Origin of the sequence: Serratia sp. 3ACOL1, from assembly GCF_003668775.1 — a bacterium.
In the GTDB taxonomy this organism is placed as follows: Bacteria; Pseudomonadota; Gammaproteobacteria; order Enterobacterales; family Enterobacteriaceae; genus Chania; species Chania fonticola.
On sequence record NZ_CP033055.1, the window covers coordinates 5,277,114 to 5,290,064 of the forward strand.

Sequence of the window (12,951 nt, forward strand, 5' to 3'; positions counted from 1 at the left end):
ACAGTGATGTGCAATCTGCATTATTTATCTTTGTGGCATAAACAACCAGACTTTGTTCCGACATCCATGTTCAACAAGGACCACACAATGCAACAGCGCAAATTAGGTACTAATGGCCCCCTCGTCTCAGCCCTGGGTTTAGGTTGCATGGGGATGAGCGATTTCTACTCCACCGGTTATGACGAGCAGGAAGCGATCGCCACGCTGCATCGGGCCCTGGAACTGGGGGTGACTCTGCTGGACACCGCAGATATGTACGGCCCGCACACCAATGAACAACTGATAGGCAAGGCGATCAAAGGCAAACGCGACCAGGTATTTCTGGCCACCAAGTTCGGTATTGTGCGCGATCCGGCCGATCCCACTGCGCGGGGTGTGAGCAGCAAACCGGACTATATCCGCCGCTCGGTAGAAGGCAGCTTGCAGCGGCTGGGGGTAGAAACCATCGATCTTTACTACCAGCATCGGGTCGATCCGAAGGTGCCGATCGAAGAGGTGGTTGGCACCCTGGCGGATCTGATCCAAGAGGGCAAGATCCGTCATATTGGTCTGAGTGAAGCCTCGGTTGCCACGTTGGAACGCGCTCACCAGGTGCATCCGATCACCGCGTTGCAGACTGAATATTCCTTGTGGAGCAGGGATGCCGAGCAGGGGCAACTGGCCGCTTGCCAACGTTTGGGCATTGGCTTTGTCGCCTATAGCCCGCTTGGGCGTGGTTTCCTGACCGGGGCGATCCAGAGTATCGAGGACTTGGCAGCAGACGATTTCCGCCGCGACAATCCACGTTTTCAGGGGGAAAACTTTGCTCGCAATCTGGAGCTGGTCACCAAGGTCAGTGAACTGGCCAGGCAGAAAGGCGTGACCCCGTCGCAACTGGCGTTGGCCTGGGTGATGGCGCAGGGGGAAAACATTGTCCCAATCCCTGGCACCAAACGTCGGCGCTATCTGGAAGAGAACGTAGCGGCAGCGGAGATCACGCTAAGCGAGCAGGAACTGGCGGCGATCGAGGCGGTATTCCCACAGACAGGCGTGGCAGGTGCACGCTATACAACGGTGGGTATGGAGTTGATTAACGGCTGATGGCATACCTTTGGGAGAAATGTTTGTCAGTCAAGGCGAGCAATATCCCCTCACCCCAACCCTCTCCCGATGAACAAATCGGAGGTGTCAGGAACACTTGTGCGAGGGAGAGGGGCGGGTACGGAGCTGTGTTCAGGTACAGACGTTATTCAGTAGCATTGCTGTATAGGTAGGGTGCTGTAGTCAAATGGTGGCACGATCGATCCCCTCTCCCTGTGGGAGAGGGTTAGGGTGAGGGGCTTGTTACCTTTTCTTCTTCGCATCGCGTGGCTGGCGGGCCACGGTGGCTTTGTACACCTTGAAGCGGCCATTCTGCGCCAACACTTCATGGCTACCGAAGGTGGCATCCAGAATATCCGGATAAGGCAGGAAGGCGTTGGCGACGATGCGCAGTTGGCCACCGATTGGCAAGTGTTTTAACGCTCCGCGGATCAACGTTTCTGCGGCGGTCAGGCTGGTGGCCAGGCCGTCATGGAACGGTGGGTTGGAGATGATCAGGTCAAAGCGGCCGGTAATGTCGGAGTAGACGTTACTGACGATCACTTCCCCTTCGATACCGTTGGCAGCCAGTGTTGCTCGGCTGGATTCTACGGCAGCGGCGTTGACGTCGCTGAGGGTCAGCTTCATTTTCGGCGACAGTTTAGACAGCACCGAAGCCATTACGCCAGCGCCACAACCCACGTCCAGCACTTTGCCTTTCATGTGTTTTTCCAGCGTGGAGAGCAGCAGTGAACTGCCAACGTCCAGGCCGTCACGGCTGAACACGCCCGGCAGCGTCTTCACTTCCAGATCGTGCAACTGATAGCTTTCCCACCAGTCGGCCAGATCAAACTGGGTCTGCACATCAATGCGGCCATGATACAACCCACAGCGGCGAGCGCTGTCGATTTTGGCAAGCGTGGCGTGGCCTTCCAGGGTTTGTTCCGCGCTGCGCACGCCGCTGCGGTTTTCACCGACCACAAAAATTTCTGCGCCAACCGGCAGCAGGGCCAGGATATTGCACAGTTGGAACTGTGCTTCCTGCTTGCTCTTTGGCCAGTAATACACCAGCGTATCGCACTCGGCGACGAAGGCAGGATCGACCGTCAGGCCGAACTGTGCATGCTCTCCCATCGTCCGGTTCAGTAACTGCCAGTGATGGTATTGCTGGGTGTGGACACGCACATCCGCGGCCTCGAATTGGGCCGGCAGGGTATCCTGCAGATCGCCAGCAAACAGCACGCGGCGTTCCATAAATTCATCACTGTGGCGCAGCATGACTTCACTGGCGGGGGTTAATGCAGACATCAGTTTTCGGCTCCTCAAGATTTAGCTGGGGATTATAGAGGTTTGTGGCCAGATGTTCGACGGGTTTTATCCCCTTCATCTTTCAAGCCGCAGCGTTGTTACCTGCGCGCCCTTACCCCAGTCACTTAGTTAATCTAAGCTCCTGGGGATAAGGGCGCTTGTCGCCTAGCCGCAGCTTGAAATCTATTGGGGATAGGCCGCGGTGATAATTTGAATAGTTAACGGTTAATAGCGCAGGCTGCGCGGGTTTGTTAGCATAGCGCGGCATAGGGCAGGTAGGGTGCGTCACACACGGGGATCGGCATGGCATCAAAACGCGACTGGTTGTTACAACAGCTGGGAATTACGCAGTGGACATTACGCCGCCCTGGAGTGTTGCAGGGGGAGGTGGCGGTAAGCGTGCCCCCAAACGTGCGCCTGCTGGTGGTGGCGCAGGCATTGCCAGACCAGAACGACCCGCTGTTTTGTGACGTTCTGCGCAGCCTGGGGCTGACAGCGGCACAAACCTATGGCCTGACACCGGATCAGGTAGCGATGCTGCCACAAGATACCGAGTGCAACAGTTGGCGGTTGGGCGTCACGGAGCCGTTAGCGGTGGCCGGCGCGCAGCTACATAGCCCGGCGCTGGCCGAGCTTTCTCAAGATGCGAGTGCGAAACGCGCACTCTGGCAGCAGATTTGTCATCATGAACAGCATTTCTACCCTGACAGCGGCCGATCTGGCCACAGCCTTCAAGATTGAACAAGCCAGCCATGCGTTTCCCTGGACCGAGGCGACACTAGCCAGCAATCAGGGCGAACGTTACCTTAACCTGAAACTGGAAGCTGAAGGGCAAATGGCGGGTTTTGCCATTACCCAAATCGTGCTGGACGAAGCCACGCTGTTTAATATTGCCATCCATCCAAGCTGGCAGCGCCGGGGCTTTGGCCGCACTTTGCTGACTGCCGTGATCGAGCAATTAGAAGCACGTGGTGTGGTCACTCTGTGGCTGGAGGTTCGAGCCTCCAACAGCGGTGCGATAGCACTCTACGAAGACCTTGGCTTCAATGAAGTCACGGTGCGTCGCAATTATTACCCCGCAGCCAGTGGCCGCGAAGACGCGATCGTTATGGCGCTGCCGCTGGGGTAGCGACTTATAGTTCCCTTGTGCAGCCGATTTGGCCTGCCATTATCTTATGCCGAAGAAACCATTGATTGTCACCGGTTGGTAAATCAGCGAAAATACTCGGCTACTATCTTTTTATTACCGCTTTGCCTGGCGCCGCGATTGGCGCGTTGTGATGATGAGCAGGGCGGACTAACCATAGAAACGTGAAAAACATGTCTCCTAGTGAATTCGCCCGCGAAGTTGCGAAAAGAAGAACTTTCGCCATTATCTCGCACCCCGATGCGGGTAAAACCACCATCACCGAGAAGGTGCTGTTATTCGGACACGCTATCCAGACCGCCGGTACGGTAAAGGGCCGTGGCTCCAGCCAGCACGCCAAATCCGACTGGATGGAGATGGAAAAACAACGTGGTATCTCGATCACCACCTCTGTGATGCAGTTCCCGTACCGTGACTGCCTGGTTAACCTGCTCGATACCCCGGGGCACGAAGACTTCTCCGAAGATACCTACCGTACCCTGACGGCGGTGGACTGCTGCCTGATGGTCATCGACGCCGCAAAAGGCGTTGAAGATCGTACCCGCAAGCTGATGGAAGTTACCCGCCTGCGTGATACGCCGATCCTGACCTTCATGAACAAACTTGACCGTGACATCCGCGATCCGATGGAAGTGATGGATGAAGTTGAGCGCGAACTGAAAATCGCCTGCTCGCCGATCACCTGGCCGATCGGCTGCGGCAAGTTGTTCAAAGGGGTTTACCATCTCTATAAAGATGAAACCTATCTGTACCAGACCGGTAAAGGCCACACCATTCAGGAAGTGCGCATCGTTAAAGGGTTGAACAACCCGGAGCTCGATGCTGCCGTAGGCGAAGATCTGGCCGCCCAGCTGCGTGATGAGCTGGAACTGGTGCAAGGGGCTTCCCATGAATTTGAGCAGGAAGCCTTCCTGGCAGGCGAGCTGACTCCGGTGTTCTTCGGTACCGCTTTGGGTAACTTCGGTGTCGATCATATGCTTGATGGGCTGGTGGCCTGGGCGCCTGCGCCAATGCCGCGTAAAACCGATACCCGTGAAGTGGTCGCCGCCGAAGAGAAATTCACCGGCTTCGTGTTCAAGATCCAGGCGAACATGGATCCTAAACACCGCGACCGTGTGGCGTTTATGCGCGTGGTGTCTGGCCGCTATGAGAAAGGCATGAAACTGCGCCAGGTTCGTACCGGCAAAGACGTGGTGATCTCCGATGCGCTGACCTTTATGGCCGGTGACCGCTCGCACGTTGAAGAAGCCTACCCGGGCGACATCATTGGCTTGCATAACCACGGTACCATTCAGATCGGCGATACCTTCACCCAGGGTGAGGATATGAAGTTCACCGGTATTCCGAACTTTGCGCCAGAACTGTTCCGCCGTATTCGCCTGCGCGATCCGCTCAAGCAGAAACAGCTGCTGAAGGGGCTGGTCCAGTTGTCGGAAGAGGGCGCGGTGCAGGTGTTCCGCCCAATCGCCAACAACGATCTGATCGTCGGTGCGGTGGGTGTGCTGCAGTTTGACGTAGTGGTTGCCCGTCTGAAGAGCGAATACAACGTGGAAGCGCTGTATGAATCGGTGAACGTCTCCACTGCCCGTTGGGTAGAGTGCGACGACGTGAAGAAATTCGAAGAGTTCAAGCGTAAGAGCGAGCTGAACCTGGCGCTGGACGGTGGCAACAACCTGTCGTATATCGCACCAACCATGGTTAACCTCAATCTGACGCAAGAACGCTACCCAGAAGTGGTGTTCCGCAAAACTCGCGAGCATTAATCTCGTCAACAGGGCGCTTCTAAGCGCCCTGTGTTTTCCTTCTTCAGCCCCCATCCTGCTAATTATTAAACCCTTCTCACTAATTCTTTCGTCTAAACCGAACAAGATTTTTCCGCGATCTGGCGGCAAATTTTCGCCTATGGTCTATATTTATCAGGGTGCATAGCGGCATCTGAGCGTAAAACACTATTGTATCCACATATTTTAGAGAGTTATTCGGTGGTGTTGCCGATCGGAGACAGTCCTACCTTAGTAATATCAACAAGATAGTGATGTGGATCGCAAATCAACGGCCATGTGTCTCCAATAGACGACGGTTTTGCGCTTAATTGTTGCTCATTTGTTTTTTTGTTGTTGATTTTTAACGGCGTTTTTAACTTGGCACGGGCATTGCATGTATACTTACCGTAGAGCAATAGTCCGGTCGTGAACGTTTGATTGTATAGAGATCGTGAAGTATTCATTTGAGTTAGCCGCACTCTGGCGGCACCAGAGCCCACAGCATTTTGGGGTTCTACAACAAGAAGGAAGAGATCGATGAAAAATACCAAGTTTGCACATTCGCTGATGGCAGTCGTTTTGGGTTCAGTACTGGTTAGTGGTTCGGCCCTGGCTGAAGAGACCATGATGAACAAAGCATCAGGCGTCGTTGATAGTACTGGTGCCAAAATCGATAGCTCCATGAAAAAAGTCGACAACTATATGGATGACAGCGGCATAACGGCTAAAGTTAAAAGTGCGCTGGTTGACGAGAAAGCCATCAAAAGTACCGACATCTCGGTGGAAACCGAAAAAGGTGTGGTGACGTTGAGCGGTTTTGTCGCCACTCAGGCTCAGGCTGAGCAAGCGGTTAGCGTTGCAGGCCGGGTGGAAGGGGTTAAATCCGTCAGCGATAAGCTGCACGTGAAAGATCAAGCGACCCAGTCGGTGAAATCCTATGCCGGTGACACCGCGACTACCAGCGAACTGAAAGCTAAACTGCTGGCCGATGACATCGTGCCTTCACGCAACGTGAAAGTAGAAACCACCGATGGTGTGGTACAGCTTTCCGGTGAGGTGAAAACCCAGGCGCAGTCTGACCGTGCAGAAAGTATTGCCAAAGCCATTGATGGCGTGAAAAGCGTCAAGAACGATCTGGCGGTAAAACCTTAATCGTCAGTAACAGTAAGCGTTAACTCCCAGGCTAACGCCTGGGATGTACTACCAGAAATAGAATAATCCGCAGTTTCAAGCCGCACCCAGCAGGGGCGAGCCAAACGCGAAATTTTTATCACCATGGTAAGGAGAGGCTTATGTTTCGATGGGGCATTATATTTTTAGTTATTGCATTGATCGCCGCAGCACTGGGTTTTGGTTCATTGGCAGGTACTGCTGCCTGGGCCGCCAAAGTAGTGTTCGTGGTAGGGATCATTCTGTTCCTGGTCAGCCTGTTTACCGGCCGTCGGCGCCCTTAGCGTCACTCTAAACTGTAACAAAGCTTGATTCCTTTCCTTAACGCCAGGAGGCAGTTCATGAACAGCGACATCATTGTTGGCCGTTGGAAACAGCTGAAAGGCCAGGTTTGGCAGGCATGGGCGGAGTTTTCCGGCAATGACGGCCTGTGGCTGGCAGGGAGCAATGACTGCCTCTCTGGCGTATTACAAGAAGATTACGGAAGAGAGCAAGAAGAGGTATCCTCGGGAAAACGGCCACATTGAGGATACGGGGTTGGGATACAGAATACCCATCACGCTCGGTAATATAGAACCCCTGGCGTATAAACCATTCCGGCCCGGTAAAATGGCGCTGGTGTGTGAGGGCGGCGGACAGCGCGGTATCTTTACCGCCGGCGTACTGGATGAATTCCAGCGCGCCCGCTTTAACCCTTTTGATCTGATGATTGGCACCTCTGCCGGTGCGCAGAACCTCTCGGCATTTGTTTGTGGCCAGATGGGATACGCACGGCGGGTGATCACCCGCTACACCACCTCTGCCAATTTCTTTAACCCGCTGCGCTTTGTACGTGGTGGACACCTTATCGATCTCGACTGGTTATTGGATATTACCTCACAACAGCTGCCGCTGGCTTTTGACGTGGCGGAAAAGCAGCTGATTGATGGCCGTGAATTTCTGATGTGTGCCTGTCGCAGCGATGACTTTACGCCGGTTTATCTGCCTGCTGCACGGGATAGCTGGTTACCGGCCATCAAGGCCTCCAGCGCCATCCCCGGTTTTTACCGTATGGGCGTAGAGCTGGATGGCATCAGCTATCAGGATGGCGGCATCAGCGATGCCATCCCGGTGGAAGAGGCCTATCGCCGTGGGGCGGATACCATTGTGGTGATCCGCACCGTGCCTTCACAGATGGTGTATACGCCGAAGTGGATGAAACGCATGGAGCAATGGCTGGGTGAAAGCAGCCTGCAGCAAATGGTGCGGGTGTTGCAGCATCATGAGCAGAGCTATTTGCGCATCCAGCAATTTATTGAAAAACCCCCCGGTAAACTGCGCATCTTCGAAATATTCCCGCCTAAGCCGCTGGCGAGCAATGCGCTCGGCAGCCGTTTGCCCGCGCTGAATCGCGATTATCATCTGGGCCGCCGTTGTGGACGCTATTTCCTGGCGACGGTTGGCCACTGGCTGCTGGAGCAGGAAAAGAACGATGGCATGACGGTAACAACATCACTTTCCCGTCGTCTGATCCAGCCGGAAACCGTACGGATGCCTTCGCCGATTATTACCGATGTGCTTAACCCGCAGGGCCATGCCGTGCAGCCTGAAGCGCCACCAAAAATCATCCTGCCAGGTGACGGAGATGTGCTGTGAGTTACGCCTTTACGGATACCCATTGCCACTTTGATTTCCCGCCTTTCAGCGGGGATGAGCAGGCGAGCCTGGCATTGGCCGCGCAAGCCGGGGTGCAGCAAATTATTGTGCCAGCGGTAACGGCCGATCGCTTTGTGCGTATTCTCAAGCTGGCGCGCGAACATACTCCGTTGTTTGCCGCGCTGGGGTTACACCCGCTGTATATCGCCCAGCACCATGATGAGCAGCTTGAACAACTGGCAGGTTGCCTGGCAAGCAAGCCGCATAAGCTGGTGGCGGTGGGGGAGATTGGGTTGGATCTGTATATGGCCGAGCCGCAGTTTGAACGCCAACAGGCGTTGCTCAAGGCACAGCTGAAGCTGGCAAAGCAGTATGATCTGCCGGTGATCCTGCACTCCCGCCGTAGCCACGATCAGTTAGCTGCCGCATTGCGTCGTACCGAGGTACCGCGCCGTGGTGTGGTGCATGGCTTTGCTGGCAGTCTGGCTCAGGCGCAGGCCTTTATTCGCCTGGGTTATTACATTGGCGTTGGCGGCACGATCAGCTACGAACGGGCGCAGAAGACCCGCCAGGTGATGGCGCAGTTGCCGTTGACCTCGCTGCTGCTGGAAACCGATGCGCCGGACATGCCGTTGGCGGGCTATCAAGGGCAGCCGAACCGGCCCGAACGGGCTGCGGAGGTGTTTCAGGTACTTTGCCAACTGCGGCCTGAATCTGCCGACGACATTGCCGGACAGCTACAACAAAATAGCCAATCCCTGTTTGCATTGGATCCCCCCTTCCACTTTAAATGTGACTTGAGTCACGCTGTGTGATTTTCAGTTACTTCCACTTGTATATATTTGTGACATAAAACGAGTCTCATCCCGCCTGGCTCAGTATAATTGCGTCCCATTATCGCCCTTGGGCAACCCGCTTCATCCAGCGGGCCGGGGGCATTTCTTCTTCGCAACAGGGACATACTCGTATGCAACTCTTCATGAGCCTGGTCGGTATGGTGGTCTTGATCGCCATTGCGGTGCTGCTTTCCAGCAACCGGCGCGCTATTAAACTGCGTACCGTACTCGGCGCGTTTATCATCCAGATTGGCATTGGCGCGCTGGTGCTCTATGTCCCGATCGGGCGACGTATTCTTGGTGGCATGTCGGAAGGGGTGGCAAACGTCATCGCTTACGGTAACGAGGGTATCTCTTTCATCTTTGGTGGCCTGGTTTCCGACAAAATGTTTGAAGTGTTCGGCGGTGGCGGCTTCGTGTTCGCCCTGCGTGTGTTACCGGTGATTGTGTTCTTCTCCTCGCTGATTGCGGTGCTCTATTACCTGGGCATCATGCAGGTGGTGATCAAGCTCCTCGGCGGTGGTTTACATAAGCTGTTGGGTACTTCGCGGACTGAGTCGCTATCAGCCACGGCCAATATTTTTGTGGGGCAGACCGAAGCGCCGCTGGTGGTGCGCCCTTATATCGCCACCATGACTCAGTCGGAGCTGTTTGCCGTGATGTGCGGCGGCCTGGCTTCGGTAGCCGGTTCCGTGCTGGCGGGCTATGCCCAGATGGGCGTACCGTTGGAATACCTGATCGCCGCTTCCTTTATGGCTGCACCGGGTGGGCTGTTATTTGCCAAACTGATGGTGCCGGAAACCGAAAATACCCAAGACCGAGCCGATGCGATGAAGCTGATCGCCGAAGACGAGCGCCCGGCCAACGTCATCGACGCTGCTGCCTCTGGTGCGGCATCCGGTATGCAGTTGGCGCTGAACGTGGGGGCGATGCTGTTGGCATTTATCGCTCTGATCGCGCTGCTTAACGGTATTCTTGGCGGTATTGGTGGCTGGTTCGATTTCCCGCAACTGTCACTGGAGCTGATCCTGGGCTGGGTGTTCTCACCAATCGCCTTCCTGATCGGTGTACCTTGGAGTGAGGCGATGGTGGCGGGTTCGTTTATCGGCCAGAAGGTGATCGTTAACGAATTCGTGGCCTACATGAACTTTGGGGCTTACCTGCGTCCGGATGACGTGGTGGCCGCTGAGGGGCTACAGGTGCTGTCACAGCACACCAAGGCGATCATCTCCTTTGCGCTGTGCGGGTTTGCCAACCTCTCTTCCGTAGCTATCCTGCTGGGTGGTCTAGGCAGCATGGCACCAGGCCGTCGTCACGATATTGCCCGCTTCGGGTTGAAAGCGGTGGCAGCCGGTACCTTATCTAACCTGATGAGCGCCACCATCGCCGGATTCTTCCTGGCGTTGTAAGCTATACTTGGTATCAACAACCAGGCTCCTGAAGGGGCCTGGTTGCCTGCAAAAAGGGCATTCGCCTGATGACCGCCGTCTCTTTAGTGAATTTGTGAACAATATCGCGTTATTTTGTGATGATCTTCACATATAATTCAGTCCTGTTACAGTGCTATCCTGTGTAGTGTGAATCAGAACACAAATATGCCAGAGTGATCGTGTTGAAATAGCGATGGCTGGCTATTCGAAAATCGAAGGGCTATGTGCGGTGAGAAGGATCTCAGTTGCTGGCGTGGGAAGACTATCCCGCGCGCTATCTTCAAGGAACCAAGTCCGCTCGCCAACATCAGAATGCTCAGTTGGAGAGTTTTATGACCGAATTAACCGCAGCAGCGCAACGTGCGCTGAACCTGATGGATTTAACCACGCTGAACGAAGATGACACCGACGAGAAAGTGATCGCGTTGTGTCGTCAGGCGAACAGCCCGGCAGGCCATACTGCCGCCATCTGTATCTATCCGCGTTTTATCCCGATTGCCCGCAAAACGCTGCGTGAGCAGGGGACGCCAGATATCCGTATCGCCACCGTCACCAACTTCCCGCATGGCAATGATGATATCGACATCGCCGTGGCAGAAACCCGTGCGGCCATCGCCTACGGTGCCGATGAAGTTGACGTGGTATTCCCTTACCGTGCCCTGATGGCCGGTAACGAGGAAGTCGGGTTTGAGCTGGTCAAACAGTGCAAGCAGGCCTGCGCCGCTGCCAACGTGCTGCTGAAAGTGATCATCGAAACCGGTGAGCTGAAGCAGGCGGAACTGATCCGTAAAGCCTCCGAGATCTCCATCAAGGCCGGGGCTGATTTTATCAAGACCTCTACCGGTAAAGTGCCGGTCAACGCCACGCTGGAAAGCGCTGAGCTGATGATGACCGTGATCCGTGATATGGGCGTAGGCAAAACCGTTGGCTTCAAGCCAGCCGGTGGCGTGCGTACCGCAGAAGATGCTCAACAGTATCTGCAACTTGCCGGGCGTCTGCTGGGCGAAGACTGGGCCGATGCGCGCCACTTCCGCTTTGGCGCGTCGAGCCTGTTAGCCAGCCTGCTGACCACGCTGGGGCATAGCACCCAAGCCGCTGGTAACGGTTACTGATTTTCTCTCACGTCTTGTTGCGTTGGGGCTGCCAAGCGGCCCCGTTAACGCAGCGCGCAGGCGTATCGAATGACTCTATTTAGCTAAAACAGGGGGCTACTTTGTTCTTGGCACAAGAAATAATCCGTAAAAAACGTGACGGGCAACCGTTGAGCGAAGCCGAAATCCGCTTCTTCATTAATGGCATTCGTGACAACGTGGTGTCAGAAGGGCAGATTGCTGCGCTGGCGATGACCATCTATTTCCATGACATGACCATGCCTGAGCGCGTTGCGCTGACCATGGCAATGCGTGATTCCGGCACGGTACTGGACTGGAAAAGCCTGTCGCTGAACGGCCCGATTGTGGATAAACACTCCACCGGTGGCGTGGGCGACGTGACTTCGCTGATGCTTGGCCCGATGGTGGCAGCCTGTGGCGGCTACGTGCCGATGATTTCAGGCCGTGGCCTGGGTCACACTGGCGGTACGCTGGACAAGCTGGAAGCGATCCCAGGCTTTGATATTTTCCCTGATGACAACGCGTTCCGTAAGATTATCAAAGACGTTGGCGTGGCGATTATCGGCCAGACCAGTTCACTGGCTCCGGCAGACAAGCGTTTCTACGCGACGCGTGATATCACTGCCACCGTCGACTCCATTCCGCTGATCACCGGCTCTATTCTGGCGAAGAAACTGGCCGAAGGGCTGGATGCGTTGGTTATGGACGTGAAAGTTGGCAGCGGTGCCTTTATGCCGACCTACCAGCTTTCTGACGATCTGGCGCAGGCGATCGTGGGCGTTGCGAATGGTGCCGGTTGCAAGACTACCGCGCTGCTGACTGATATGAACCAGGTGCTGGCTTCCAGCGCTGGTAATGCGGTCGAAGTGCGTGAAGCGGTACGCTTCCTGACCGGGGAATATCGCAATCCGCGTCTGCTGGAAGTGACCATGGCGTTGAGCGTGGAAATGCTGCTGTCTGGCGGCCTGGCCACCGACGATGCTGATGCGCGTGCCAAACTGCAGGCGGTGCTGGATAACGGCAAAGCGGCGGAAATCTTTGGCCGCATGGTGGCGGCGCAGAAAGGCCCAAGCGATTTTATCGAGCGTTACGACAGCTATCTGCCAGCCGCGACGTTAACCAAGCCGGTTTATGCCGAGAAACCAGGTATCATTACTGCGATGGATACCCGTGCACTGGGTATGGCTGTGGTGTCACTGGGCGGTGGCCGTCGTCGCGCGACCGACAGCATCGACTACAGCGTGGGCCTGACCGATGTGGCCCGTCTGGGCGACACTGTCGATACCCAGCGTCCATTGGCGGTGATCCATGCCAACGACGAAGAGAGCTGGCAGCAGGCGGCGGATGCGGTACGCAGCGCGATGGCTCTGGGCGACAAAGCGCCAGAAGTCACGCCGGTGGTTTACAAACGCATCTCTCAATAACATTTTTTAAACGTTCAATGGCAGTTTTGAATTTTGTGACTGTTTATACCCAATGGATTTCGAGCTA

The 12,951-nt window shown here is 55.3% G+C and carries 13 protein-coding genes; 12 read left to right on the forward strand and 1 reads right to left on the reverse strand.

Annotated elements, in window-relative coordinates:
- Positions 1-87: 87 nt before the first annotated feature.
- Positions 88-1,080 (forward strand): aldo/keto reductase, encoded by a 993-nt coding sequence (locus D9980_RS23995; protein ID WP_121608647.1) that lies wholly within the window; start codon positions 88-90, stop codon positions 1,078-1,080.
- Positions 1,081-1,323: 243 nt separating this feature from the next.
- On the opposite strand, the gene rsmC is transcribed toward D9980_RS23995, so the two are convergent.
- Complete coding sequence (gene rsmC, locus D9980_RS24000) at positions 1,324-2,367, reverse strand: 16S rRNA (guanine(1207)-N(2))-methyltransferase RsmC (protein WP_065683642.1); 1,044 nt, start codon at positions 2,365-2,367, stop codon at positions 1,324-1,326.
- Between the two features lie 303 nt (positions 2,368-2,670).
- Here rsmC and D9980_RS24005 point away from each other — a divergent pair, with 303 nt between their 5' ends.
- From D9980_RS24005 to deoA, 11 genes are all read left to right on the forward strand, one after another.
- Positions 2,671-3,108, forward strand: a complete 438-nt coding sequence (locus tag D9980_RS24005) for a DNA polymerase III subunit psi (RefSeq protein WP_024485500.1) — start codon at positions 2,671-2,673, stop codon at positions 3,106-3,108.
- Positions 3,053-3,496 carry a ribosomal protein S18-alanine N-acetyltransferase gene (gene rimI, locus D9980_RS24010; protein WP_121608648.1) on the forward strand — a complete coding sequence of 148 codons (444 nt, stop codon included), beginning with the start codon at positions 3,053-3,055 and terminating at the stop codon, positions 3,494-3,496. Before D9980_RS24005 ends, rimI begins: the two co-directional genes overlap by 56 nt.
- Positions 3,497-3,687: 191 nt before the next feature.
- Positions 3,688-5,277 (forward strand): peptide chain release factor 3, encoded by a 1,590-nt coding sequence (gene prfC / locus D9980_RS24015; RefSeq protein ID WP_021808015.1) that lies wholly within the window; start codon positions 3,688-3,690, stop codon positions 5,275-5,277.
- A gap of 537 nt (positions 5,278-5,814) precedes the next feature.
- Positions 5,815-6,429, forward strand: coding sequence for a molecular chaperone OsmY (gene osmY, locus D9980_RS24020; protein WP_024485502.1), 615 nt, complete (start codon positions 5,815-5,817; stop codon positions 6,427-6,429).
- Positions 6,430-6,569: 140 nt separating this feature from the next.
- Entirely contained in the window at positions 6,570-6,731 is a 162-nt protein-coding gene (locus tag D9980_RS24025) for a DUF1328 domain-containing protein (RefSeq protein ID WP_004933089.1), read from the forward strand.
- Positions 6,732-6,788: 57 nt separating this feature from the next.
- Positions 6,789-6,974, forward strand: coding sequence for a CsbD family protein (locus tag D9980_RS24030; RefSeq protein ID WP_024485503.1), 186 nt, complete (start codon positions 6,789-6,791; stop codon positions 6,972-6,974).
- A 10-nt stretch (positions 6,975-6,984) separates the two neighbouring features.
- Positions 6,985-8,082 (forward strand): patatin family protein, encoded by a 1,098-nt coding sequence (locus tag D9980_RS24035; protein WP_024485504.1) that lies wholly within the window; start codon positions 6,985-6,987, stop codon positions 8,080-8,082.
- Positions 8,079-8,897, forward strand: coding sequence for a TatD family hydrolase (locus D9980_RS24040; RefSeq protein ID WP_121608649.1), 819 nt, complete (start codon positions 8,079-8,081; stop codon positions 8,895-8,897). Before D9980_RS24035 ends, D9980_RS24040 begins: the two co-directional genes overlap by 4 nt.
- Before the next feature lie 164 nt (positions 8,898-9,061).
- Positions 9,062-10,327 (forward strand): NupC/NupG family nucleoside CNT transporter, encoded by a 1,266-nt coding sequence (locus tag D9980_RS24045; RefSeq protein WP_024485506.1) that lies wholly within the window; start codon positions 9,062-9,064, stop codon positions 10,325-10,327.
- Positions 10,328-10,680: 353 nt separating this feature from the next.
- Complete coding sequence (gene deoC, locus D9980_RS24050) at positions 10,681-11,460, forward strand: deoxyribose-phosphate aldolase (protein WP_037376682.1); 780 nt, start codon at positions 10,681-10,683, stop codon at positions 11,458-11,460.
- A gap of 101 nt (positions 11,461-11,561) precedes the next feature.
- Entirely contained in the window at positions 11,562-12,884 is a 1,323-nt protein-coding gene (deoA, locus tag D9980_RS24055; protein WP_121608650.1) for a thymidine phosphorylase, read from the forward strand.
- The last annotated feature ends 67 nt before the right edge of the window (positions 12,885-12,951 follow it).